Source organism: Mesobacillus foraminis (assembly GCF_004340465.1).
GTDB lineage: Bacteria > Bacillota > Bacilli > Bacillales > Cytobacillaceae > Mesobacillus_B > Mesobacillus_B foraminis.
Genome location: NZ_SLVV01000007.1, coordinates 125,314 through 150,309, shown reverse-complemented (window position 1 = coordinate 150,309; position 24,996 = coordinate 125,314). Strand labels below are relative to the sequence as shown.

Genomic DNA, 24,996 nt, shown 5'->3' with positions numbered 1-24,996 from the left:
AAGACACGAGCGGGGTCTGCTCGCGTCCTTTTTTCGTAATCTTGGATGAAGGGGTTTTCACTTACAGCATAACAAGGGAGTGTTAAGAATTCATAAATTCCTTGTAAAAAAAGTGTAAATTTATGGATAAATCCCTTTCCCAGTCCGTCAGCCTGGGAATTGTTTGAGAAGCTTAATGGTGAAAACCGTCCCTTTTCCAACTTCACTGTTTACTTCAATGCTGCCTTTATGAGCCTCAATAATATGTTTAACAATAGCCAGACCAAGGCCGGTCCCTCCGGAATTCCTTGTCCTAGCCTTGTCAACACGGTAGAAGCGCTCAAATATCCTGGGAATTTCATCCCTCTCAATCCCGATCCCGGTATCTTTAACAAGTACTGCAACATGCTTTTGCTGATTCAGAATGGTGATGGAGATATTCCCTCCGCTTGGAGTATAATTAATCGCGTTATTGATAATATTGATGAACACCTGTTTCAACCGGTCTGGATCACCCTCAATCGAAAGGCTGCTGTTGCCGTCATTAAAATCAAGCCGGATATCTTTTTCATCCATCTTTCCTTTTAGCATGGTAAGAACGTCTGATATTTGTTCATGTACATTCAATTCCGCTACCACCAGCTTGAAGCCATGCTGTTCTATCTTGGATAGGTCCAGCAGATCCTGAATCAATGACTGAAGCCTGTTGCTTTCCTTCAGAATGATGGAGAGAAAGGCTTCGAGTGCCTTTTGATCATGCATCGCTCCGTCGAGGAGTGTTTCTGAAAAACCTTTTATAGATGTAATCGGTGTTTTCAGTTCATGGGAGACGTTAGCGACAAAATCCTTTCGCATCTGTTCAAGCTTTTTTAGCTCCGTAATGTCATGGAAAACCAGCAGGACCCCTTTCCAGACATTATTTGTGCCAATTATGGGTGCGCCGTAAACTTCAAAATATCTTCTTTCAATAGAAAGTGACAGGACCGTCTGTTTCCTGGTCTTTTGCTCAGTCATAAAGATCTCTTCAATTAACGAGCTTATTTCCTGATGCTGAATGACTTCATGATACAGTCTGTATAAGTACTCGGCAGGATTTACATTGAATAGTTCCTTATAAGGCCTGTTAATTAAATTGATATATCCTCGGCTATCAATCAGGATTAAGCCGCTTCCCATGTTTTCGATCAGCGTGCTGAGCCTGTCCTGCTGCATTTCATGGGATTTAACCAATTCCTGCAGGTTACGGGCCAGAATATTTATTGAAGCGCTCAGCATGCCCGTTTCATCTATATGATCCTCATAAGTTCTTGCCCGGTAATTGCCCTTTGCAAGTTCAATAGCCACATTTGTGGCAGCCTCAATTGGTTTGGTATATCTCGAAGCGATCTTGGTGCCCAATAATATAATAATGGCAAGGGCAAGTCCAAGGCTGATGCTGAGAATCCACCAAATTTGGCTGTAGGCATTTCTCAGTTCACTGATTTTTGTTGTAAGAAAAATATACCCTTCTTTATCTCCGTTCAGACTTAGCGGCTCCCAATAATATTGTTGTTCCGCCCTCGAGAAAAATTTCTCCGTATCGTTATCTTTTTTCCCTTCTAATACGATGTCCCGGATGACTTCCCGGTGAAGTTCGATCGTAGCAGAGTCCGCCGCAGCACCTGTATCTACTAATACATTCGCATTATCGTCTGAGATGGTGATTCGTGCATTAAGAATTTCGGCCATGGAACTGATTTCCTGCCTGTTCAATGTACTTAAGCCGCCATCTTCCTCAATATAAACGGATAGCATCTCTGTTTCCTTTTTTAATCGTTCATGAAAGGTGTTCAGATAATACGTCTTAAAAAGCTGGCCAAGTACCAGACCCAGACCCAGAAGAACAATTATGATTAAAGAAATAAGGCCAACAAGCAGCCGCGTCCGGTATTTCGTCATTCGCCTTTCGGTTCCTCAAGCTTATATCCCAATCCCCGGATTGTTTTAATATATTCTGGTTTCTTTGTATTCTTTTCAATTTTCTCCCTTAAGTGGCTAATATGTACATCAACGATCCTCGAATCGCCCGCAAAATCATAATTCCAGACGGCACTCAATAATTGATCCCTGGTCAATACTCTCCCTTTATGCTGCGCCAGGTAGAGAAGCAGTTCAAATTCTTTTGGTGTGCACTCCAAAAGTTCCCCTTTGAAATAAGCCTCGTAGTATTCAGGTAATATTTTCAGCTCTCCCAATACAATCTTTTCAGCTTTTTCCTCCTCTTCCGATACCGGTTCAGGATTCGCCTGTGTTCGGCGAAGAATGGCCTTCACCCTTGCTGTTACCTCACGGGGGCTAAATGGCTTGGTCATATAGTCGTCGGCACCAAGCTCAAGGCCCAGAATCTTGTCAAACTCATCATCCTTAGCTGTGAGCATCAAAATTGGAGTCATAATCCGATCTTGACGAAGTATCTTGCACACTTCAATTCCATCAAGCTTTGGCAGCATTAAATCCAGGATTATTAAATCTGGTTTTTCAGCGATAGCGAGATTTTTCCCTTCTTCCCCATCTGATGCAGTCATAACTTCATAACCTGATTGTTCGAGGTTATATTGAAGCAATGTTACGATGGATTGCTCATCATCCACTACTAATACTTTTTTCATAGGATCCTCCAAGTGTCTTGTATTACCCCTATTCATCCAATCATCTCTTCAATTATAAACTGAAAACTAAATAACGTAAAAGAGATGCACTAAAATAGTGCATCTCTCCTATTTTTTTAAAAGTTTTCCAGTGCCAGGCCATCATCGGTCCGAGGAGGGGAAGGCGGGCAAACCAGCATTTTCCCTCTTATAGCTTCTTCGCTGTTTCCGTTGGTGGCACAAAAGGAAATCTCCACCGTGCGGCTGCTGCGATTGACCTCTGTTACTTCCATAAGAAACTGGATGGTCTCATAGTGATAAACAGGTTTTAAAAATTCAACCTCTTGCCTGAGAATATAACTTCCTGGACCAGGCAAATACTTTGATACAGCTGAATTGACAATGCCTGTAAGCATGATAGAAGGTACGATTGGTTTCTTGTGAGGAGTCTGGGAGGCATAGTCATGTTGAATGAACAAAGGGTTTGAATCATTGGTTAATCCAAGGTACAGCAAGAGTTCCTTATCTTCGATCTTTTCGGTTAAAGTGAGTTTCTCCCCCACCGACATATCCTCAATCATTCTCCCAATCTTCCGCTTTCTTCCAAGTAACATGCCGTAATCCCCCATTTTATCTCCATTTTGCTAATACATCATTCTTGCAAAAAAATCGGGGAAAGCCCCGATTTTTGTACTGCTATAAAGAGATATCTAAGCCAGAACGCCCATTACATTTCGAACAGCCTCTGCAGACTTATCCAGTGCTGCTTTTTCATCGGCTGTAAGGTCAAGTTCAATTACTTTTTCGATTCCATCGGCGCCTAAAATTGTAGGGACGCCCAGGTAGATTCCTTCGTAACCATATTCTCCTTCAAGGTAGGCAATGGACGGGAGCACACGGCGCTGGTCCTTTACGATAGCCTCGACCATTTCAACCAGGGAAGCTGCAGGGGCATAATAGGCGCTGCCGTTTCCGAGAAGATTGACAATTTCTCCGCCGCCCTTTCGTGTGCGTTCTACAATCGCATCGAGGCGATCCTTTGGAATTAAGGTTTCCAATGGAATTCCGCCTGCATAAGAGTAGCGTACGAGTGGAACCATATCGTCTCCATGGCCGCCCAATACAAATCCTGTAATGTCTTTTACGGACACATTTAATTCCTGGGAAACGAACGTGCGGAAACGGGCTGTATCCAATACGCCGGATTGGCCAATTACACGGTTCTTCGGAAATCCGGACTCCTTAAACACAGTGTAGGTCATGGCATCAACCGGATTTGTCAAAACAATGATATGGCAGTTTGGAGAATACTTCACTATCTCCCTAGTTACACTTTTCATAACCTTTTGATTCGTCTGGACCAGGTCGTCACGGCTCATTCCAGGCTTGCGGGCAATCCCTGCAGTAATGACAACAACATCGGAATCCCTGGTATCTTCGTAATTTGAAGTTCCAGTGATGGTTGCGTCAAACCCTTGAACAGGGCTTGCTTCCAGCATATCAAGAGCCTTTCCTTTTGTTGGATTCTCCATTTGAGGGATATCGACCAATACAATGTTGCCAAGTTCCTTTTGAGCAAGTAAAAATGCAGTTGTAGCTCCTGTGAAGCCACCACCAATTACAGATACCTTTTTTCGATTCAAAGACATAATGCATCCTCCTAATAAGGGTATTAAAAATCTTAAAATCTCAAAGCCTGTATGCAATCTTGCTGAATCTATATATAGAGAGGGCTATTCATAAGAATAGCCCTTGCTATAAACTTATTGCATGTTCTTGATCAGTTCATCCCCAAATTCAGAACATTTAACTTCTGTCGCACCTTCCATTAAGCGGGCAAAGTCATAAGTAACCACTTTGGAAGCAATCGTATTTTCCATTGATTTTACAATCATGTTAGCTGCTTCTGTCCAGCCAAGGTGCTCCAATAATAGAACTCCTGAAAGAATGACAGAAGATGGGTTTACCTTATCCAATCCAGCATATTTTGGAGCTGTGCCATGCGTTGCTTCAAAAATCGCATGTCCAGTTTCATAGTTGATGTTCGCTCCAGGAGCGATGCCGATTCCGCCAACCTGTGCAGCAAGAGCATCGGAAATATAGTCGCCGTTCAAGTTCATTGTAGCAACAACATCGAACTCTTTTGGACGAGTAAGAATCTGTTGCAGGAAGATATCAGCAATCGCATCTTTTACGATGATTTTGCCAGCCGCTTCCGCTTCGGATTGTGCAGCATTTGCAGCTTCCGTTCCTTGTTCATCTTTGATGCGGTCATATTGAGCCCAAGTAAATACTTTATCCCCATATTCTTTTTCGGCAAGCTCATATCCCCAGTTCTTGAATGCACCTTCAGTAAACTTCATGATATTGCCTTTATGTACCAATGTTACAGATTTGCGGCCTTCTTTGATTGCATACTCGATAGCGGCACGCACTAGACGGCTTGTACCTTCCTCTGAAACCGGCTTGATTCCAATCCCGGAAGTCTCTGGGAACCGGATTTTGTTAGCACCCATTTCATTTTGAAGGAAAGAAATTAATTTTTTGACTTCATCAGAGCCTTTTGCATATTCAATCCCTGCATAGATGTCTTCAGTATTTTCACGGAAAATAACCATGTCTGTATCTTGCGGGCGTTTAACCGGGGAAGGAACTCCTTCAAACCAGCGGACAGGGCGCAGGCATACAAACAGATCCAATTCCTGGCGAAGTGCAACGTTCAATGAACGGATTCCGCCGCCGATAGGGGTTGTAAGCGGTCCTTTGATGGCGATAAGATATTCATTAATTACGTCAAGCGTTTCAGACGGAAGCCATTCACCAGTCTGATTGAATGCTTTTTCACCGGCAAGGACTTCTTTCCAGACCAGCTTGCGTTCACCCTTATAAGCCTTTTCAACTGCTGCATCCAGAACTCTTGAAGCCGAAGCCCAAATGTCGGGACCTGTTCCGTCTCCTTCAATAAATGGAACGATTGGGTTGTTTGGTACGTTTAGAACTCCGTTTTTTACAGTGATTTTTTCGCCTTGTGTCATATCTATGTCTCCCTCCAATTAATCAAGGGTCGGAAGGCGGTATCTGGCATTCCTGCCTTCCATCCCCATTTAGCTTCAGCACTTTTCCCAAAAGACCTTCCTTTTTAGAAGTGCCTCTCAGTCATGCTCTACTCTATTAGAACAATTTTTTACGAAAAAGTAAAATGCAGTAAACTATTAACCTCTTAATTCAACTGCAACATACTGCTGCATCCCAGGACCGTTGTATTCTGCACGCGGACGAATCAGGCGATTGTTGTCATATTGTTCAAGTATATGGGCCAACCAGCCTGAAACACGGCTTACGGCAAAAATCGGGGTGAACAGGTCATGATCTATTCCAAGACTGTGATAGACAGATGCGGAATAGAAATCAACGTTCGGAGGCAAGTTCTTTTCGCCGGTAACGATCGCTTCAATTTCAGTGCTCATCTGATACCAGTGCGGCTCTCCAGTCAATTCTGTAAGTTTTTGGGACATTAAGCGCAAGTGCTTGGCACGAGGATCGCCCTTGCGATATACCCTGTGGCCAAAGCCCATGATCTTTTCTTTGTTGGCAAGTTTCCCGCGGATATACGGCTCTACATTTTCAAGCGTGCCAATTTCCTTCAGCATTTTCATAACTGCTTCATTTGCTCCGCCATGCAGTGGGCCCTTCAGTGCGCCAATGGCGGACGTAACTCCGGAATAAACGTCAGAAAGTGTAGCCACACAGACCCGCGCAGTGAAAGTGGAAGCATTCAATTCGTGATCTGCATGGAGAACCAATGCCTTATTGAAGGCCTCTACTGCAATAGGCTCAGGGTCTTTCCCGGAAAGCATGTAGAGGAAATTTGCCGCAAAATTCAAGTCTTCTCTTGGAGCGATCGGTTCCAGCCCTTTGCGTATACGGGCAAAAGCCGTTACAATCGCAGGCATCTTTGCCTGCAGGCGGATTGCTTTACGGTAATTGGCTTCCTCATCCATTATATCTGCTTCATTATCATAAAGCCCAAGAAGTGATACGGCAGTCCTTAATGCAGCCATCGGGTGAACCTTGTCAATTGGGTACATTTTAAAATGGTCAAGCACCTCTTGTGGCAAAGCCATGTTTTGGGCAAGCTGCTTTTTCAGTTCTTCAAGCTCTGAAGCAACAGGGAGCCTGCGATGCCATAATAGGTAGATTACTTCTTCAAAGCTTGCATTTTCAGCCAGATCATCGATGTCGAATCCAACATATGTTAAAGTGTCGTCAATGATGGAGCTGATGGAAGAGGTTGTTGCCACTATCCCCTCAAGACCGCGTGTAACTGTCATACAAAATCTCTCCTTTTCCTGGTAAATTTCCCCATTTCCCGTTTGTCTATTTTCACAGCTGAAACAAATATTACAGCTTTCAGAAAACATGAAATTTCTGACACTTATCTATCCATCAAGCCCTTCAGGCGGCCCTTCCATGTTTCCTCCGCAGTGTTTCAGTAGGCCGAGCGGTTGCTCAGAAACAAAACAAAAAAAGAAAATGCTTTCATTATAACCTAAGTAAAAAACCCACAGCGGGTTTAGAACCTTTATAAAGGAAGGGTAAGGATAATTCCAAGTACTATTATAAACAATTCTCTGACTTTTGTGAACGAAAAGTACACAAAACGTTTAAAAATATTATCTTAAGAAAAAAAACTATCTAATAAACTCATATAATTTCATTGCCGCATACGCAATTCCAGCACCAATCAGCGGGCCTACTGCCACACCCTTGAACAAAGAAACAGCAAGAATGGTCCCAAGCACCAATGCGGTAGTAATATGGGGATCCTCAGAGAGCAACGTCACACCGCCTTTGGCAAGGAGGGCGACAAGAATTCCCGATATTAAGGCAATCCATGCATATGGAGATTTAAAAGCTCCCGAAAGATCTTTAAAACCTATTTCCCCGCTCGCTATCGGCGCGAGAACGGCAATGGTTATGACGGTCACACCCCAGTTGATTCCCTTGCTTTGGATAAAAGAGAATCCCTTGGAATCAAGCCCCGATATCTTCAAGATAAGCAAAAGGATAACGGCAATGATGAGTGACTGATTCTTTGCAATCAGAGCAATGACTAGTAATAATCCTAAAAATAGAAATGGTTCATATCCCAAATGTTTCACCCTTCTCTGTTGATGCTATTGTAACATAATTAAAATTTTCAAATCAAAAGTTAAGCACTTACATGAATCCTTTTATTGAACGGCCGGGGAAGGAGTTCCAGTGCCATTGGCGAATTTACTAAAAACAGGATAATTTCTAAAATCATCTATCACGTCAGCAATATAAATTTAAAGATCCGTTTTAGGGGGAGGTTAGTTTGAATCCAGTTTATATTAATCGTTTCATCCGTTTTTTGATTGTCATCGCGGTCATCTGCGCCTCGGTTCTTCTCGTTTATTATATGTCAAAAATTACTTATCCATTTATTATCGGGCTGATTATTGCCTTTTTCATGAATCCGTTAGTTGATCTATTTGAGAAGAAAGCAAGGATGCCCCGTGGTCTTGCTGTCTTGATCTCATTGATTTTAATCTTCGCCCTGTTTACAGGCCTGATCACACTCCTTATTGCCGAAATCGTATCTGGAGCAGAATATTTGGCCAAAGTAGTGCCTCGGCATTTAGAAACCCTGATTAACTTTTTGGAACTGTTTTTTGCCGGCCAAATTATTCCTCTATACAATCAGGTTGCTGGTTTATTTAAAAATCTAGATGCCGGCCAGCAGGATACAATTATGGAAAATATTCAGAATGTAGGTTCCCAGGTTGGAACGACCGCAGGGAATTTCATTCAGAATTTCTTTGAGAAAATCCCTACTATTTTAGGGTGGTTTCCTAATGCTGCAACAGTCGTGATATTTTCATTATTAGGCACTTTTTTTATCAGCAAAGACTGGTATCGGCTCACATCAATTGGCACCCGTTTATTGCCCAATAAGGCAAAAAAAAGCGGGCGGACGGTATTTACCGACCTAAAAAAGGCATTGTTTGGCTTTGTAAAGGCACAGGCAACCTTGGTCTCTATTACGACAGTCATCATCTTGATCGGACTGTTGATACTGAAAGTGGACTATGCAATCACGATTGCCCTGGTAACAGGGATCGTGGATGTGATCCCCTATCTTGGTACCGGTGCTGTATTTGTTCCCTGGATTATCTTTGAAGCTGTTGCGGGGGACATGAGCCGCGCCGTTGGCCTGGGCGTCCTGTATATTGTTGTCCTTGTTCAGCGGCAGGTGATGGAACCAAAAATACTCTCTTCTAACATAGGACTTGATCCGCTCGCCACGCTGATTTCTTTATTTGCAGGGTTTAAGCTATTGGGCTTCCTTGGCCTGATTGCGGGTCCGGTTGCCTTGGTGATCATAAACACGCTCTATCGAGCCAATGTTTTTCTTGACCTCTGGCTTTTTATAAAAGGAAAGGAAAGCAAAAATACATAAAAAAAAGTGCCAGCTATTGCAATAGCTGGCACTTTTATCGAATAACTGTAATCGTTCCCCTGTTCATCCAGTTTTTGAATAGCCTGTAGAGTATCCGCTTAAAAAACATTCTCGTTTGAGGAACAAGCATCAAAAATCCTAAAAGGTCGGTTACAAACCCAGGAGTCAGAAGAAGAGTCCCGCCTATTAAAATGCAAATTCCATCGAGGACTGCATCTGCCGGCATTGAACCGTGCCTCATTTCCTCCTGTGCCTTTTTCAGGGTTGCAATACCCTGCTTTTTTGCAAGGTAGGCTCCAAATACACCTGTTAAGAGGATGAGAAAAACGGTTGGCAGCACACCAATTGTCTTTCCTGATAAGAGCAGAAGGCTAATTTCAATCGCTGGAATAATGATAATAGGTAAAAGCAAATATCTCATGTTAAATCCCCTCATTTCAGGAAAGTACCCAGTATAGCTTATACAATCATTCTAAGCAAAATAATAGTAAATTACAAACTTCCTCATAAAAAAAGGATGGGCATATGCCTCATCCTCTTTTCCACATTGAATTACAATACACTTGCATGGCCGTTATAGACGACTCCTCGTTGTGCATCCACAGTTATTTCCTGTCCTTCTTCAAACAGCTCCATTACATTTTCCACTCCGACAATAACCGGAATTCCAATGTTCAGGCCAACAACTGCCGCATGGCTGGTCAGACCGCCTTCTTCGACAATCAAAGCACTGCATTTTTCAATGGCTGGAACCATATCTCTATCTGTAGCAACGGTTACAAGGATACTTCCTTCCTTGACCTTATCGAGGGCTTCCTTGGCTGTACGGGCAAGAACAGCCTTTCCGTAAGCAGACTTGCGGCCAATTCCCTGTGCTTTCGCAATAACATCCCCAACCACATGGATTTTCATTAGGTTTGTTGCTCCAGATTCCCCAACAGGCACTCCTGCTGTAATAAGAACCAGGTCACTATGTTTGACTAGACCGCTTTTCATGCTTTCCTCTACAGCGTTATCAAGCATTTCATCAGTGGTTTTAGCCACTTGGCCAAGCTGAGGATATACTCCCCATACAAGGGCAAGACGGCGCAGGATGTGATCGTTTGAGGTCACAGCCACAATTGGTGCTTTTGGACGGTACTTAGATATCATTCTGGCGGTATGCCCGCTTTCGGTTGGTGTAATAATCGCATTCACTTCAAGGTTTAGAGCCGTATGGGCAACCGATTGTCCGATAGCATCCGTAATTGTATGCTCAGTGTCCTTGCTGCGGATGGACAAAAGTTCTTTATGGTCGAGAGCTTCCTCCGCGCGCGAAGCGATATTATGCATAGTTTGGACTGCCTCTATAGGATATTGTCCAGCAGCCGTTTCACCCGAGAGCATGATTGCATCTGTTCCGTCAAAGATGGCATTGGCAACATCACTTGCTTCCGCCCTGGTTGGTCTTGGGTTTCGCTGCATGGAATCAAGCATCTGAGTTGCGGTAATAACCGGCTTGCCCAGAGTATTGCACTTCTTGATCAAAGCCTTTTGAACAAGCGGAACCTCTTCCGCAGGAATTTCTACACCAAGGTCTCCTCGTGCAACCATAAGGCCATCGGAAACTTCCAGGATCTCGTCAATGTTATCGACGCCTTCCTGATTTTCAATCTTAGGGATAATCTGAATGTATGTAGCATTATTTTCTTCCAGCAGGCCGCGAATTTCAAGAACATCAGAACCTCTTCTCACAAAAGAAGCCGCAATGAAGTCCACTCCCTGCTCAATTCCGAAAAGTATATCCTGCGCATCTTTTTCAGTGATACCCGGAAGCTTCACAGAAACACCTGGTACGTTGACGCCTTTTTTATTTTTCAGTGTCCCGCTGTTAAGGATTTTTGTCCTGATTTCATTATTGGCCTTATCGATGCTTAAAACTTCCAGACCAATCAGGCCGTCATCCAATAGGATTTTTGCTCCAGAATGGACGTCTTCGATAAGCCTTTCGTACGTAACGGAAAATTTCTCGGTTGTTCCAAGAACTTCTGTCATTGAAACAGTGATTTCATTGCCTGCTTTTAGTTCAATTGCCCCATTTTCCATGTTGTTGGTGCGTATTTCCGGTCCCTTGGTATCTAGCAGAATTGCCACATTTTTGCCTGTCTGCCTGGCTGCTTCGCGGATATTTTTAATCCTTGCTCCGTGTTCCTCATGATCACCATGGGAAAAATTCAGCCTTGCTACATTCATACCTGCATTTAGCAGACTGATGAGATTTTCGATACTTTCACTTGCAGGGCCAATGGTACATACAATTTTGGTTTTGCGCATAATATTGCAACCTCCTGGTCTTCTATACAGAATTAAATGGATAGCTCTTTTGATAGCTTATAGAGATCTAGATCTAGGGTATGAGGTTTTGCCAATGCCTCGATGATGTCATAGTCCACCAAGCTGTTTTTCTCGATTCCAACAGCTCTTCCGCCTTTTCCTTCCAGTAAAAGCTCTACCGCTCTCGCCCCCAGCCTGCTGGCCAATACCCTGTCGTTTACTGTAGGGGAGCCGCCGCGCTGAACATGGCCGAGAACCGTTACCCTGGTATCGAAATCCGTTGCTTCTTTAATTTGCTTGCCTACTTCGTATCCGCTCATGACACCTTCCGCGACAATAATGATACTGTGTTTCTTTCCGCGTTCCTGACCCTTTTTCAGTCTTTCCGCGATCTCTTTGATGTCCTGTTTTTCCTCAGGAATCAAAATGGTCTCCGCACCTCCGGCAAGACCTGCCCATAATGCTATATCACCAGCATTCCTTCCCATCACTTCAATGACAAAGGTTCTTTCATGGGAAGATGCTGTGTCACGGATTTTATCAATTGCATCAATAACTGTATTCAAGGCAGTGTCAAATCCAATGGTAAACTCAGTTCCAGGGATATCGTTATCGATAGTGCCTGGAACCCCAACACATGGGAAGCCATGTTCGGTCAGTGCCTTGGCACCCATGTATGATCCATCTCCACCGATGACAACCAGGCCGTCGATTCCATGCTTTTTAAGCTGTTCAATCCCTTTTTGCTGCCCTTCTTTTGTCTTGAATTCCTCACTGCGTGCAGAATAAAGGAATGTACCTCCCCGGTGGATAATATCACCCACGGATCCGAGCTCCAATTTCTTAATATTACCATTCATTAACCCTGAATATCCACCAAAAACGCCATAGACCTCAACATTATGGTAAATCGCCTTCCTAACTACTGCTCTAACTGCTGCGTTCATTCCCGGGGCATCTCCGCCACTTGTCAGAACTCCAATCCTTTTCACAGCATTTCACCTCTTATTAAAAATTTTTATGTATCAGGCTGATCTCTTTTTCATTGTTGCCAGAACTAACCTTATCTTAACAGATTGCCCATTAATATCTCTAAAATACCACTAAGGACAGTCTATCTCAACTGAATCCTTTAGATAATAACAAAGACAGAATAATTAGTGAAATGGAAGCGTTTCAATTAGGAAAACAGAAACAAAACGCTCACAAATAACCTCTTTACAAATTAAAAACGTGCCATTAGGCACGTTTTTTAATTTACCCCGATGTACTCGTTTAAAAACGAGTATTCACCAATCTGTTTATATTTCTGATAACGCTGGTCGATCAGTTCTTCCTCCGTCAGGCTTGCAAGGGTCTTCAGCGAGGTTTTCAGTGCTTCACTGATCTCAATTGCCTGAAGGTCGACATCCCGATGCGCACCGCCCTTTGGTTCTGGGATAATTTCATCGATCACACCCAGCTGTTTTAAATCTGGAGCCGTTATTTTCATTGTCTCGGCAGCTTTTTTAGCCAATGATGCATCTTTCCAGAGTATGGCCGCAGCTCCTTCAGGAGAAATTACGGAGTAGGTAGAATTCTCAAGCATATGGATATGGTCGCCCACACCCAGCGCCAAAGCTCCGCCGCTACCACCCTCACCGATCACAATACAGACGATAGGGACTTTGATTCCTGCCATTTCAAAAAGGTTCCTGGCTATGGCTTCACTTTGTCCTCTTTCTTCCGCTGCTTTGCCTGGATAGGCGCCCTTTGTATCAATAAAACAAATGATTGGCCGTTTAAATTTTTCTGCCTGCTTCATTAGCCTTAAAGCCTTGCGATATCCTTCTGGATGAGGCATGCCGAAATTCCGGCGAATATTTTCCTTGGTATCCTTCCCCCGCTGATGCCCGATGACGGTCACCGGCAACCCCAAAAACTTGGCGATTCCTGCAACGATGGCTTCATCGTCTCCATAGTAACGATCGCCGTGGCACTCAAAGAAATCTGTAAACAAACGGGAAATGTAATCCATGGACGTGGGCCGCTCGGGATGGCGGGCAATCTGGACACGATCCCAAGGTTTTAAATTGTCATATATTTCTTTTTCCAGTCTTTCTAGCCGATTTTCGAGTTTCTCGATTTCCGAAGATAAATCCACTTCCGTATTATTAGTGAATTCCTTTAGCTCGGAAATTTTCCTCCTTAACTCGACAATCGGTTTCTCCAGCTCTAAATCTCCTGCCAATTGAAATTCCCCCCCGGCTGATGAATCTCCAAAATACTTGCTAATCTGGCCTTTAGGTCATGCCTGGATATGACTGCGTCCAGCTGGCCATGCTTCAGTAGGAACTCCGATGTCTGAAAATCCTCCGGAAGCTCCTCCCGGATGGTCTGTTCAATAATCCTTCTACCGGCAAAACCGATCAATGCTCCCGGTTCTGCAAGATTATAGTCGCCAAGCGAAGCGAAACTGGCTGATACACCGCCTGTGGTTGGGTGAGTCATAATGGAGATGATAAGCCCGCCATTCTCACTGAACCTTTTTAGGGCCACACTTGTTTTGGCCATTTGCATTAGACTCAGGACACCCTCTTGCATTCTGGCACCGCCTGATGCCGTGAAAATGATAAAAGGGACTCCAAGCTCGTCCGCTTTTTCAATTGCCTGGGTAATTTTCTCCCCTACAACGGACCCCATGCTTCCCATTCTGAATGTAGAATCCATTATAGCCAGGACGACGTCCAGTCCGTTAATTTGGGCAGACCCAGTCACAACAGCTTCATTGATTTTTGTTTTTTGCCTGTCAGCTTCCATTTTTTCCTTATATCCCGGGAAATCAAGCGGGTTTTCAGATATCATGGTTTTATTCAGTTCGCGGAAACTCCCAGGATCCACGAGACTCTCTATTCTTTCCTTTGAGTTCATCGGGTGGTGATATCCGCAATGAAAGCATACCTTAACGTTCTTCAGCAGCTCTTTTGTATACATGATTTTTTTGCAATTTGGACATTTAGTCATAATCCCTTCTGGAACATCTTGTCTCGCTGTTTCAGATGGGATCGTCGCATATTTCTTCTTTTTAGGTTTTGTGAAAATATCTTTCAGCAAGGTGTAACCTCCCTTAATGATTTGGAGAGACTGACATTCCCTAATAGGTGGCCAGACCACTGAATGCCGATGTAGGGCTGGCATTCCTCAGTTTTCAGGCCTGTCCTTTACTATAAAACAACTGGGAGGCGGATTCTGTTGGATGCTGTCGTTATTAGGCCGACAAATTCCGCAGTTTTCGATAAGAAGCTAAGACTAATTCGAAATCTCCCTTTTCCAGGGCCTCGGCAAGATCTATATACTGCTGCTTCGTCGGCTGGTAATCATGCAAATCAAGTGAATGATAATAGTCTTTTAAAATCTCCCAGATTCGAAATATCAAGTGGTTATCTGCAAATTCAGCTATTCTAGAAAAAAATTCCCCATCTTCATAGGTATGTTCAATCGCCCACTGTTTTAAACGTCCGATCTGGCCCTTGTCACTTTTGTCCAAAACCGTTTGAAGACAATCAATTTCAATCAGATATTTTGTTTCAATGACATCTTTCTTAGCCTTTTCATCCTGTAGAATGAACGTGCTGAGTAATTGGACCAATTGGTTTCCGCGGAAATCCCGGATAAATGTCCCTTCGCCGCGTCGCGTCTCAATCAGGCCCAGCAGTTCAAGGGCTCTCAGGGCTTCCCGAACAGAAGAGCGCCCTGCATTAAGGCGCTCCGAAAGCTCCCGCTCAGAAGGAATTTTATCCCCGGCCTTCAATCCATCCTTTTCAATCATGGTCCTAAGCTGTTTTACTATTTCTAAATAAAGTTTTCTTGGGCTCTCCTGCTGGGTCATGATGTGGAATCACTCACTTTTTTCAATGATAGAGAGCCTCCGGGTCCGGTCTTTTACTTCTTCGGGATCCACCTTGATCCTGGCTACTCCCGTTTCCATAGCGGCCTTAGCTACAGCAGCTGCTACTTCTGGTGCTACCCGCGGATCGAATGGTCCTGGAATAACATACTCGCTGGATAGTTCATCTTCGCTGATCAAACCCGCTATGGCTTCAACAGCCGCCACTTTCATTTTTTCATTTATATGAGTTGCCCTTGCATCCAGCGCTCCCCTGAATATTCCCGGGAACGCCAGGACATTGTTTACCTGGTTAGGAAAATCTGAACGGCCTGTCCCGATTACCTTAACGCCTGCAGCCCTGGCGTCTTCAGGCATAATTTCCGGATTGGGGTTGGCCATGGCAAAGACGATTGGATCAGGGTTCATGGTTTTGATCATTTCAGGTGTCAAGGCGCCCGCGGCAGATACCCCGATAAATACATCAGCCCCGACTACTGCTTCGGACAGATCACCCTTTACATTGGTCCTGTTTGTATACTTGGAGACTTCATCTTTTATATCATTCATTCCGTGAGGACGCCCCTCATATATGGCTCCCTTTGTATCGCACATGATAATATCTCGTACGCCGTAAGAGTAAAGGAGTTTAATGATGGCTATTCCGGCAGCCCCGGCACCATTGGCCACCACCTTGATCTCCGTCATTTTTTTGCCTGTGATTTTCAGCGCATTTACTAGTCCCGCAACAGTCACTATGGCCGTTCCATGCTGGTCATCGTGGAAAACAGGAATATTGGCTTCTTTTTTTAACCTTTCCTCAATGACGAAACAATTTGGAGCCGCAATATCTTCAAGATTGACTCCTCCAAAAGTCGGCTCGAGCAATTTCACTGTTTCAACAATCTTGTCAATATCGGTTGTGTTCAGACAGATTGGAAAGGCATCGACCCCGGCAAAACTCTTAAAGAGGACTGCTTTCCCTTCCATAACCGGCAAGGAAGCTTCTGGACCGATATTCCCTAGTCCCAGCACGGCGGTTCCATCGGAGACAACAGCTACCATATTGCCTTTCATGGTGTATTCATAAACGGTTTCCGGTTTATCATGGATTTCCTTGCAAGGCTCGGCTACCCCGGGCGAATAAGCAAGGCTTAAATCCCTTGCATTCCGTACAGGCACCTTCGATTTTGACTCCAATTTCCCTCTGTGCGTACTGTGCATGTGCAATGCTTCTTCACGTAAACTCAATTTAAGTCCACTCCCTTTTTGGATTAAAAGAAGGTGCTCTCTGCTCTTGCGGGTTTACCAGGTGGTCAGACCACGTTTTCTTTTTTACAATATAACACATCCCAGAAACTTGTAAAGGTCTAATTTTTTAACACCACGTTTTTTTCACCAAGGAACTTCTCCAGGACTGAAAGGCATTCCTGGCTGCCATTTACCCAGAATTCCTCGCTTAACAGCACGGTTTTTTCTGAGCTGGCGTAGTAAAGAATAACCTTGCAGCTGCCCTTATACCCTTTCAAAAGTGTTTTGAGCCTGTTTAAACGCTCTGCATTTTGATGCTCACTGCCAATTTTCAGGTAAAGGGTTGCCTTTTTTTCCTGATTATTGCTTATTTCGTTTATATCTTCGGCAGATTGAATGATGAACTGCCTCTTTCCATCCCGTTCTTCCAATTTCCCCTCGAGCACAAGGATCTTGCCCTGCTTAAGCTCGGAGCCAAAACGCTTAAACACTGCAGGAAAAGCGACGGCTTCCATTTCTCCGCTGGGATCGCTTAAAGTGAAGAACGCCATCGCTTCTCCTTTCTTAGTCCTGATCTTTTTAACTTCTGTAATATAGATTCCTATTTTGGCCCTTCCGCTTTCAGGAAGATCCAAAAGCGGACGCGCCCCTGCAGCTATCAATTGCTCCTTTACGACTGCAGCAGGATGAGTGGATAAATACAGTCCCAGGACTTCCTTTTCAAAAGAAAGCAAGTCCTCCACTCCCATCGGATCAACCATAACATACTTGGGTTTGAGCTTGAATTCACTCTCACTGAAGAGGTCAAACTGTCCAGATTCATCCGGCGTGACAAGCTGGGCATGCTCCATGGCTACATCCAGGGTGGCAAGCAGCACGGCACGGTCCTGACCGAATTCATCAAAGGCGCCTGAATGAACCAGGGCCTCGAGTGTCTTTCGATTTATTGCTTTTTGCGGAACCCGGATGCAAAAATCGAATAAATCGGTAAAAGGCCTGTGTTTCCTGGCCTGAAAGATCTCCTTCAATACAGAAACCCCAATCCCTTTTACAGCTGCAAGGCTATACCGGATAGCCTTCCCTTCCACCTGGAAGCTGAAAGTGCTTTTATTGACTGAAGGAGGCAAAAGTTCAATATCCTTCAAAGAAAGCTCTCTCGCATACTGGGCGATTTTTGATTCATTTCCAGACGAAGAGGTCATCAATGCTGCAAGGAAATGAAGAGGATAATGGGCTTTTAAATAGGCAAGCTGGTAGGCAATAAAACTGTAGGCTACTGCATGGCTGCGGTTAAACCCATAATTGGCAAACCTGACAATCAAATCATAGATTCTATTGGCTGTATCCTGGTCGTAGCCTTTCCCCGCAGCACCCTTTATAAAATGGGTCCTTTCCCTGTCCAATACGTCTTTCTTCTTCTTGCTGACGGCACGCCTGAGCAAATCGGCTTCACCAAGGGAAAATCCAGAAAGCGTGGAGGCAATCTGCATGATTTGCTCCTGATAGACAATGACGCCATATGTATTTTCCAGAATCCCTTTCAAATCAGCATGAGGGTATTCAATCGGTTTCCTCCCATGCTTGCGGTCAATAAATAACGGGATGTTCTCCATTGGCCCCGGCCGGTAGAGGGCATTTACGGCAACGATATCTTCAAACCTGGAAGGCTTAAGCCTCGTCAGGACTTTTCGCATCCCTTCCGACTCAAGCTGGAAAACTCCCGCCGCGTCCCCTTCGCTTAATAACGAATAGGTTTGTTGATCATCGAGTGGGATGCTGCGGATATCGACCTTTTTGCCTGCTTTCCTCTGGATGGAATGAAGGATGGATTCGATCAAGGTAAGATTCCTCAACCCCAGGAAATCCATTTTTAAGAGCCCTGCTTCTTCCAGGTGTTCCATTGAATACTGTGTGAGCACGATGTTTCCGTGTCCCGCCTGGATCGGGATGAGATTGGTTAAAGGCTGCTCGCTTATGACGACCCCTGCAGCATGTGTAGAAGTATGGCGAGGCAAGCCTTCGAGCTTAAGCGCTGTTTCAAACAGCTTCCGGTTCATTTCTGATTCTTGAACGAAGTTTCTGAGAGCGTCTGATTCTTTATAGGCACTTTCCAGGGTGACCCCCAGGCGGGAAGGAATCAGCCTGGAAAGCCGGTCTAGTTCCTGGGTATTCAGCCCAAATACACGCCCTACGTCCCTTGCTGCAGCCTTTGCAGCAAGCGTTCCAAAAGTAACGATTTGGGCAACATGCAGGTACCCGTATTTTTGTGCTACATATTCAATGACTTCATCCCTGCGGCGGTCAGGAAAATCAATATCGATATCCGGCATCGAAATTCGCTCGGGATTGAGGAATCGCTCAAACAGCAAATTATGCTTGATTGGATCCACGTCCGTTATGTAGAGAACATATGCGACCATCGAACCAGCTGCCGAGCCCCTGCCCGGACCGGTAAGAATTCCATTGTCCCTGGCAAATTTCATGAAGTCCCAGACAATCAGGAAGTAATCGCTGAAGTTCATCTTATTGATGACGGACAGCTCATAGTTTAACCTTGCAATATGATCCTCTGTCAGGTGCTCGTAGCGTTCATTCATTCCAGAAAAACAAAGTCTTTCCAGGAGATCTGCCGGCGATTCTCCCTGCTCGACAGGGAACTTTGGCAGATGTTTCGCTTCAAGGTCAATCATAACATTGCATTGCTCAGCTATTTTAATGGAGTTTTCGAGGGCATCCGGATAATCCAGAAATAAATCAGCCATTTCACTGTCTGCTTTGAGGTAGAATTGATCAGTCTCCAATTTTTCACGTTCCTCTTCCTGGAGCTTATGGCCATTTTTTATGGCAAGCAGGCATTCCTGGGCAAATGAATCTTCCTGCTTAAGATAGTGAACCGGGTTGGATGCGACTGTTTGAATCCCGGTCTCTTCAGCCAGCCTGGACATATCCTGGATAAGTAACCCCTGGCCAGCTGCACCCTGATTTTGGAGGCTCAGGTAAAACCTGTCTCTTCCAAATAATTCCGCAAAAACTTCAGCAGTTTCTTTAGCCTTGCCATACTCCCCGTTTAATAATGCCTGTTCAATTTCTCCTTCGAACCCCGGTGTTATCGCAATAATTCCCCTTGAATAATGTCTAAGCCATTTAAGGGGAATTCCCTGGGGAGATTTGGTTTGGACAGCACTGGAGATTTTCACGAGGTTTTGAAAGCCTTCGTTGTTGGAAGCCAGCAGGACAATTGGGCTGGCCTGTTCCCCTTCATATTTTCCGGCTATATCGACAGTCAGACCTATGATGGGCTTTATTGAATTTTTTAAGCATTCCTTATAAAAGGCTATGGTCCCATACATGACGTTTCGGTCAGTAAGGGCAAGTGCGGGAAAACTCTTTTCCCGGGCGTCCCTTACCAGCTGTTCAATCTTAATGGTGCTGGTCAAAAGACTGTATGCGCTGTAGACATGCAGGTGAATAAATGACAATTTTGCTCACACCCTTGTAGGTTTGTCTTATTTTATTATAGGGGCAGTCCCTCAAAAAAGAAAATATGTTCTCTTTTTTAAAAGGAAGTTACTCATATTTGTCCGCGTTTGTCCATAAAATGGATTAACAAAGACTGTCCAAAGGGTGACATATCATGAACCAGCCGTTCTTTACACATTTATTCGAGAGTTATTTTATTGCGCTTGGAGTTTTGTTGGGAGGATCCCTAATCGGCGGTCTTGCTTCCTTTCTGACTGGACAGCCGCTTCTCACACAGATTTCCAGAATTTCAGACCTGATCAGGATATGGGCGATCATAGCCGCAATCGGAGGTACCTTTGATACTGTTTACAGCTTTGAAAGAGGCTTCCTTGAGGGAGAGACAAAAGATATTTTTAAACAATTCATGCTGATTCTGTCCGCGATGGGCGGAGCACAAACGGGTGCTGCAATCATAAAATGGTTTACACTGGAGCAAATCTAAAATGAGAATCCCGCCATATTACCGCTCCCCCTCCTGGCAGCGTTTTTTCTCAGGCATGGCTGTAGGCGCCGCTTTAAGCTGGTGCATCTTCCTGTATATTCATGGCGTCTGGATGGAAGAAAAATCTGCACTGATTGCCAAACAAAAACAAGACATCACAGACATGACGAATGACATTAAAATCTGGCAGGACGACTACAAGGCGTTGAATGAAAAGAATCTGGAACAGCTGACAATCCAGGAAATTAAGATCAAAATTACCAATGGAAAAAAATATGAGCTTGATTTATTGGGGGTCTATGAGGCCGAGGAAAAGATTAAGGATGATTTAAGCCTGTTCCTTGCGAAAGACCTGGAATATGTTTATAAAAGCCGGGAATTGATTAAAAAAATGATTGAAAACAAGGTCATTCCGCTAAATGGAAAGAGATACAGAGTCAGGATTACTTCAATGGTCGTATACACCACGGTCAACATCCAGCTCGAAGTTTATCTTGATGAGTAGGAGCCCTGCGGTAATCCGCAGGGCTCCTTTTTCTTTATTGACACAATTCGACAAGGTCACGGGTTATTTTTTCAGCATCCTCCCACGAGTAAATGGAAGCCCCCGATGCAAGAGGGTGTCCTCCGCCTCCGTATTTGCGGGCCAGGACATTTATGACAGGACCTTTCGAGCGGAAGCGGACCCTTATTTGATCAGTTTCCTCAATAAAGAATACCCAGGCCTTAATTCCTTTCACAGAACCAAGGACACTGACCAGAAGCGAAGCATCCGCCGGCCTGACCCCGTACTCTTCCAGAAGCTCTTTTGTCATTTTCACCGAAGCGGCCCCGTTCGAAAGCACTTCGAAATTTTGCAGGACGTACCCATTTAACTTCACAACATTAGGCGCCAGCTCATACATCTGATCAAAAAGCTGTGGCCGGGAGAAATTATAATGAATCAGCTCTCCTGCATAAGCAAAGGTCTTTTCAGAGGTGCTTGGGTACAGGAATCGTCCAGTATCCCCGACAATTCCTGCAAATAGGAGGCGCGCAGCTTCATCCGAAATTTTAAGGCCCCGGTCTTTAAAGGTTAAATAAAATTCATAAATCATTTCACTTGTTGAACTGGCATTGGTGTCCACCCAGAGCAGGTCACCGTATGCGTCCTGATTTGGATGATGGTCAATTTTAATCAGCTGTTCCCCGCTGCTGTAACGCTTGTCATCGATTCGTTCCTGGTTTGCTGTATCACAGACAATAACAAGAGCCCCATTGTAGGTCTCATCCGGAATTGAATCCAGCCGCCTCATATAGTTAAGTGACTCTTCTTCCCTGCCTACTGCGTAGACCTTCTTTTGAGGATAGGAGGTTTTCAGGATCTCAACAAGCCCCCCCTGTGAACCATATGCATCAGGATCAGGCCTGACATGACGGTGGACAATGATGGTTTCATACTTTTCAATCGCTTCAATTATTTTCGCTTTCATAGCATACTCCTTCAGTATTTTCAAAATGGTTAATTAATTATAATCACAGGAACGGCAAAATAAAAAGAAACAAAACCGATATCTATGGCAATTGCCTTCAAATACCGTTAAAATGGAAGAAGATTTTATTTGGAGGTTTTTGCAATGCCAGTACTCGTTGTATTGATTGTATTATCTTTTGCATTTTATGTATTCTATAAAATTAAATATGTCCGCAGCTCCCGGCCAGCGGAAAGACAATGGGTTTCCGCAAAATCAAGCATTGCTCTCGGCGTTTTTGTCGCCTTGTTTGGCATCAATCAGCTCTACCTTTTCCAGACTGCCGTTACTTATATCGTTGCGGGGATCTTTATCGTTCTGGGAGGACTCAGCGCATTTGCCGGCTTTAAAGCCTACAAGCACTACCTCCCATATGCGGTAAAAGAAGCAGAAGAAGCAAACAGCCATTAAAAGCAGAAAGAAGCCGTTGACCTTGAGCGGCTTCTTTTTTCATGCTTAATGCCTGTCTATCAGCTGGCACATCATCATGGCCTTACCAACAAGAACCCCTTCCTTGTAAACTTCTACATCCACCTTCCCGAATTTCCTCCCAACCTCGAGGATCTTTGGAGTGATTTCGAGGACGCTGTCAATTTGCACCGGCTTGATAAAATAGATTGTCATGTTTTCGACAACCAAATCACCTTTTTTATAGCCTCTCAGTACACGATTTGCCGCCTCGGTCACCAGTGTAGTAAAAACCCCGTAGGATATCGTCCCTAAATGATTGGTCATTTGCGGTGTTACGGTACACCGGAAGATATCCTCTTCCTTTGATTTTCCGCGGGAAATAATCATTTGGCTGGTGACGGTATCATCCAGAGTTTCCCCTACCTGCGGCTGGCGCTGAATCATCTGTAGTGCCTTAAGTACATCCTGGCGGCTGATCATTCCCTGGAGCTTGTTGGAGTCGTCAACTACCGGCAGCACTTCGATCCCTTCCCACACCATCATGTGCGCAGACGATGCAACACTTGTCTTTCCGCCGACTGTCATCGGCTGTCTTGTCATAATTTTCTCAATCGGTGTCTCTGGATCATCTCCCATGATATCCTTCGATGTAACCATTCCCTGTACCTTCATGTTCCGGTCGACAACAGGAAAACGGCTGTGCTCTGTTTCCTCCTTGCAGCGAAACCAGTCGGCAACCTTGTCATCGGTTTTGAGATAGACCGTGTCGGCAAGGGGCGTCAGAATGTCCTCGACCAGAATGATTTCCTTTTTTATCAGCTGATCGTAAATAGCTCGGTTAATCATGGTCGCGACAGTAAAAGTATCGTAGCTGGTTGATATGATTGGAAGCTGAAGCTCATCGGCAAGCTTTTTCACCTGCTCTTCGGTATCAAACCCGCCTGTGATTAAAACCGCTGCACCAGCTCTCAGTGCCTGCTCATGAGCCTTATCACGGTTGCCTACAATCAGCAGATTCCCAGCTCCGGTATACCTCATCATTGCTTCCAGCTTCATGGCGCCAATGACAAATTTATTTAGTGTCTTATGCAAGCCTGTCCTTCCGCCAAGGACTTGGCCATCAACAATATTGACGACCTCAGCATAAGTGAGCTTCTCAATATTCTCCTTCTTTTTTCTTTCAATCCTGATTGTGCCAACACGTTCAATCGTGCTTACATAACCTTTATTTTCCGCTTCTTTTATGGCACGGTAAGCAGTGCCTTCACTCACATTCATGGCCTTGGCGATTTGGCGTACCGATATTTTTTCCCCAATCGGAAGTTCATCAATATAGTGTAAAATTTGTTCATGCTTCGTTGCCAAGACTTTCACCCTTTATAATTTAAATTTCCGAACGAAAATAGCTATCCATTTTTATTATAAAGTGATTAATGTCTTGTTTCAATTCAAGCCGAAGCATTTTTATTCAGCATATTAAGAAGGATTTCTATTTTTTAGATCATTAGACACCAGTGCCCTGTGACTTTTTCGGAATTCGCTCTCCCCTGGATCCTGCCAGCTTTTGTTTTTTAGGTGTGTATAGGAAAGCAGACAGGTTGCCTGCGATAACGAATAAAGCGAAGAGCAGCCAGGCTGCGGCAAATAGGCCTTCGGGTCCATGAATCCCAATGGATATCCTCGGCAAGGCATAATAGAGCATCAGCCCGCATAAAAGCAAATAAAGAAGATAGCGATTCTTGTTCATCTCATTCCTCCTGGATTATGGCTTGTTCTATTCATATGCCGGACCCGGGAAAATAAGCCTGTTAAAACGAAAAAACTGCTGTGCATTGCACAGCAGTTACTTTTATATTTCAATAGATTCCCCGGGTTCGAAAACCTGGCCTTTGTTTCCTTTAAGCATTTCAATGAATCTTGTTGGATCCTGCTTTATCGGAGGGAAGGTGTTGAAGTGGATCGGCACCACCAGCTTTGCCTTTAAAAATTCGGCCGCCGCAGCAGCATCTTCAGGCCCCATCGTAAAGTTGTCGCCAATCGGCAGGAAAGCAAGGTCAATATCATGGCGTTCCCCAATGAGCTTCATGTCCGAGAACAATCCTGTATCACCCGCATGGTAGATCGTCTTGCCCTCTGCTGAAAAGAGTATCCCCGCCGGCATTCCTCCATAAATGATTTGCTGGCCATCAGTAACATAGCCTGATCCATGGAATGCCTGTGTCATTTTGACTTTGCCAAAGTCAAACTCATAGGAACCTCCAATATTCATGCCGTGTGTTCGAACTCCTTGCCAGCTTAAATATGTAGCCAAATCGGCATTTGTTACTACCAGGGCACCGGTCCGTTTCGCAATTTCAACAGTATCCCCTACATGATCATTATGTGCATGTGTCAAAAGAATCGCATCAGCCGTTACTTCATTCGCCTTGAGGTCTGTGAGTCCATTGCCGGTAAGGAAGGGATCAATTAAAATAGTTTTCCCTCCAGTTTCAATCTTAACAACTGAATGACCGTGGTATGAAATTTTCAATAAAACTCTCTCCCTTCTGCAGTCTGCTTTGTTATTTCAACATCCCTATTATAAGTCCTCC

At 44.4% G+C, this 24,996-nt stretch carries 23 protein-coding genes; 4 read left to right on the top strand and 19 right to left on the bottom strand.

Annotation, left to right across the window (positions count from 1 at the left end; genetic code table 11):
- Positions 1-147 precede the first annotated feature (147 nt).
- The 7 genes from pnpS to EV146_RS13935 all read right to left on the bottom strand — a co-directional run bounded on the left by pnpS (position 148) and on the right by EV146_RS13935 (position 7,759).
- On the bottom strand, positions 148-1,917 hold the full coding sequence (gene pnpS, locus EV146_RS13965; RefSeq protein ID WP_121611462.1) for a two-component system histidine kinase PnpS: 1,770 nt from the start codon (positions 1,915-1,917) through the stop codon (positions 148-150).
- Positions 1,914-2,627, bottom strand: coding sequence for a response regulator transcription factor (locus EV146_RS13960; protein WP_132007252.1), 714 nt, complete (start codon positions 2,625-2,627; stop codon positions 1,914-1,916). The genes pnpS and EV146_RS13960 overlap by 4 nt, the downstream gene beginning before the upstream one ends.
- Positions 2,628-2,743: 116 nt before the next feature.
- Positions 2,744-3,220 (bottom strand): MaoC family dehydratase, encoded by a 477-nt coding sequence (locus EV146_RS13955; protein ID WP_121611460.1) that lies wholly within the window; start codon positions 3,218-3,220, stop codon positions 2,744-2,746.
- Positions 3,221-3,316: 96 nt separating this feature from the next.
- On the bottom strand, positions 3,317-4,255 hold the full coding sequence (gene mdh, locus EV146_RS13950) for a malate dehydrogenase (RefSeq protein WP_132007249.1): 939 nt from the start codon (positions 4,253-4,255) through the stop codon (positions 3,317-3,319).
- A 114-nt stretch (positions 4,256-4,369) separates the two neighbouring features.
- A complete protein-coding gene (icd, locus tag EV146_RS13945) occupies positions 4,370-5,641 on the bottom strand; it encodes an NADP-dependent isocitrate dehydrogenase (RefSeq protein WP_132007246.1) in 1,272 nt (423 codons plus the stop codon).
- A 177-nt stretch (positions 5,642-5,818) separates the two neighbouring features.
- Positions 5,819-6,937 (bottom strand): citrate synthase, encoded by a 1,119-nt coding sequence (citZ, locus tag EV146_RS13940; RefSeq protein ID WP_132007243.1) that lies wholly within the window; start codon positions 6,935-6,937, stop codon positions 5,819-5,821.
- A gap of 360 nt (positions 6,938-7,297) precedes the next feature.
- Positions 7,298-7,759, bottom strand: a complete 462-nt coding sequence (locus EV146_RS13935; RefSeq protein ID WP_132007240.1) for a DUF441 domain-containing protein — start codon at positions 7,757-7,759, stop codon at positions 7,298-7,300.
- Positions 7,760-7,965: 206 nt separating this feature from the next.
- Between EV146_RS13935 and ytvI the strand changes: the two genes are divergently transcribed.
- The gene (gene ytvI / locus EV146_RS13930) at positions 7,966-9,090 is read left to right on the top strand and encodes a sporulation integral membrane protein YtvI (protein ID WP_121611455.1); all 1,125 of its coding nucleotides are present in this window, start codon (positions 7,966-7,968) and stop codon (positions 9,088-9,090) included.
- A gap of 34 nt (positions 9,091-9,124) precedes the next feature.
- Here ytvI and EV146_RS13925 read toward each other — a convergent pair whose 3' ends face one another.
- From EV146_RS13925 to dnaE, 8 genes are all read right to left on the bottom strand, one after another.
- A complete protein-coding gene (locus tag EV146_RS13925) occupies positions 9,125-9,511 on the bottom strand; it encodes an FxsA family protein (protein ID WP_132007237.1) in 387 nt (128 codons plus the stop codon).
- 131 nt (positions 9,512-9,642) lie between these two features.
- Positions 9,643-11,403, bottom strand: a complete 1,761-nt coding sequence (gene pyk, locus EV146_RS13920; protein ID WP_132007234.1) for a pyruvate kinase — start codon at positions 11,401-11,403, stop codon at positions 9,643-9,645.
- 32 nt (positions 11,404-11,435) lie between these two features.
- The gene (gene pfkA, locus EV146_RS13915) at positions 11,436-12,395 is read right to left on the bottom strand and encodes a 6-phosphofructokinase (protein ID WP_132007231.1); all 960 of its coding nucleotides are present in this window, start codon (positions 12,393-12,395) and stop codon (positions 11,436-11,438) included.
- Positions 12,396-12,655: 260 nt separating this feature from the next.
- On the bottom strand, positions 12,656-13,633 hold the full coding sequence (gene accA, locus EV146_RS13910) for an acetyl-CoA carboxylase carboxyl transferase subunit alpha (protein WP_132007227.1): 978 nt from the start codon (positions 13,631-13,633) through the stop codon (positions 12,656-12,658).
- Positions 13,618-14,496, bottom strand: a complete 879-nt coding sequence (gene accD / locus EV146_RS13905; RefSeq protein ID WP_132007224.1) for an acetyl-CoA carboxylase, carboxyltransferase subunit beta — start codon at positions 14,494-14,496, stop codon at positions 13,618-13,620. The genes accA and accD overlap by 16 nt, the downstream gene beginning before the upstream one ends.
- Before the next feature lie 154 nt (positions 14,497-14,650).
- On the bottom strand, positions 14,651-15,271 hold the full coding sequence (locus tag EV146_RS13900) for a FadR/GntR family transcriptional regulator (protein WP_121611449.1): 621 nt from the start codon (positions 15,269-15,271) through the stop codon (positions 14,651-14,653).
- 9 nt (positions 15,272-15,280) lie between these two features.
- Positions 15,281-16,519 (bottom strand): NADP-dependent malic enzyme, encoded by a 1,239-nt coding sequence (gene ystJ / locus EV146_RS13895; RefSeq protein ID WP_132007221.1) that lies wholly within the window; start codon positions 16,517-16,519, stop codon positions 15,281-15,283.
- A gap of 119 nt (positions 16,520-16,638) precedes the next feature.
- Complete coding sequence (gene dnaE, locus EV146_RS13890) at positions 16,639-19,998, bottom strand: DNA polymerase III subunit alpha (protein WP_132007218.1); 3,360 nt, start codon at positions 19,996-19,998, stop codon at positions 16,639-16,641.
- Between the two features lie 155 nt (positions 19,999-20,153).
- Between dnaE and ytrH the strand changes: the two genes are divergently transcribed.
- Together ytrH and ytrI are read left to right on the top strand one after the other, a co-directional pair.
- Complete coding sequence (gene ytrH / locus EV146_RS13885; protein ID WP_162990218.1) at positions 20,154-20,483, top strand: sporulation membrane protein YtrH; 330 nt, start codon at positions 20,154-20,156, stop codon at positions 20,481-20,483.
- Between the two features lies 1 nt (position 20,484).
- Positions 20,485-20,988, top strand: a complete 504-nt coding sequence (ytrI, locus tag EV146_RS13880) for a sporulation membrane protein YtrI (RefSeq protein ID WP_132007215.1) — start codon at positions 20,485-20,487, stop codon at positions 20,986-20,988.
- A 34-nt stretch (positions 20,989-21,022) separates the two neighbouring features.
- Here the strand turns inward: ytrI and EV146_RS13875 are convergent, their stop codons facing one another.
- Positions 21,023-21,955 (bottom strand): DHH family phosphoesterase, encoded by a 933-nt coding sequence (locus tag EV146_RS13875; protein ID WP_121611444.1) that lies wholly within the window; start codon positions 21,953-21,955, stop codon positions 21,023-21,025.
- A gap of 144 nt (positions 21,956-22,099) precedes the next feature.
- On the opposite strand from EV146_RS13875, the gene EV146_RS13870 reads away from it, so the two are divergent.
- Positions 22,100-22,405, top strand: a complete 306-nt coding sequence (locus EV146_RS13870; RefSeq protein WP_132007212.1) for a YtpI family protein — start codon at positions 22,100-22,102, stop codon at positions 22,403-22,405.
- 45 nt (positions 22,406-22,450) lie between these two features.
- Here EV146_RS13870 and EV146_RS13865 read toward each other — a convergent pair whose 3' ends face one another.
- The 3 genes from EV146_RS13865 to EV146_RS13855 form a co-directional block, all read right to left on the bottom strand.
- Positions 22,451-23,770: a CBS domain-containing protein gene (locus EV146_RS13865; RefSeq protein WP_132007209.1), complete on the bottom strand. Its 1,320-nt coding sequence runs from the start codon at positions 23,768-23,770 to the stop codon at positions 22,451-22,453.
- A 139-nt stretch (positions 23,771-23,909) separates the two neighbouring features.
- Complete coding sequence (locus EV146_RS13860) at positions 23,910-24,152, bottom strand: hypothetical protein (protein ID WP_121611441.1); 243 nt, start codon at positions 24,150-24,152, stop codon at positions 23,910-23,912.
- A 102-nt stretch (positions 24,153-24,254) separates the two neighbouring features.
- Positions 24,255-24,935: a metal-dependent hydrolase gene (locus tag EV146_RS13855; protein ID WP_132007206.1), complete on the bottom strand. Its 681-nt coding sequence runs from the start codon at positions 24,933-24,935 to the stop codon at positions 24,255-24,257.
- Positions 24,936-24,996: the final 61 nt, after the last annotated feature.

Excerpts from the sequence above, each read along its gene's own strand:
- citZ (WP_132007243.1), bottom strand. The coding sequence starts at position 6,937 with ATGACAGTTACACGCGGTCTTGAGGGGATAGTGGCAACAACCTCTTCC.
- EV146_RS13955 (WP_121611460.1), bottom strand. The coding sequence starts at position 3,220 with ATGTTACTTGGAAGAAAGCGGAAGATTGGGAGAATGATTGAGGATATG.
- EV146_RS13860 (WP_121611441.1), bottom strand. The coding sequence starts at position 24,152 with ATGAACAAGAATCGCTATCTTCTTTATTTGCTTTTATGCGGGCTGATG.
- pyk (WP_132007234.1), bottom strand. The coding sequence starts at position 11,403 with ATGCGCAAAACCAAAATTGTATGTACCATTGGCCCTGCAAGTGAAAGT.
- ytrH (WP_162990218.1), top strand. The coding sequence starts at position 20,154 with ATGAACCAGCCGTTCTTTACACATTTATTCGAGAGTTATTTTATTGCG.
- EV146_RS13875 (WP_121611444.1), bottom strand. The coding sequence starts at position 21,955 with ATGAAAGCGAAAATAATTGAAGCGATTGAAAAGTATGAAACCATCATT.
- EV146_RS13870 (WP_132007212.1), top strand. The coding sequence starts at position 22,100 with ATGCCAGTACTCGTTGTATTGATTGTATTATCTTTTGCATTTTATGTA.
- icd (WP_132007246.1), bottom strand. The coding sequence starts at position 5,641 with ATGACACAAGGCGAAAAAATCACTGTAAAAAACGGAGTTCTAAACGTA.
- ytrI (WP_132007215.1), top strand. The coding sequence starts at position 20,485 with ATGAGAATCCCGCCATATTACCGCTCCCCCTCCTGGCAGCGTTTTTTC.
- EV146_RS13960 (WP_132007252.1), bottom strand. The coding sequence starts at position 2,627 with ATGAAAAAAGTATTAGTAGTGGATGATGAGCAATCCATCGTAACATTG.
- EV146_RS13925 (WP_132007237.1), bottom strand. The coding sequence starts at position 9,511 with ATGAGATATTTGCTTTTACCTATTATCATTATTCCAGCGATTGAAATT.
- mdh (WP_132007249.1), bottom strand. The coding sequence starts at position 4,255 with ATGTCTTTGAATCGAAAAAAGGTATCTGTAATTGGTGGTGGCTTCACA.
- pnpS (WP_121611462.1), bottom strand. The coding sequence starts at position 1,917 with ATGACGAAATACCGGACGCGGCTGCTTGTTGGCCTTATTTCTTTAATC.
- EV146_RS13900 (WP_121611449.1), bottom strand. The coding sequence starts at position 15,271 with ATGACCCAGCAGGAGAGCCCAAGAAAACTTTATTTAGAAATAGTAAAA.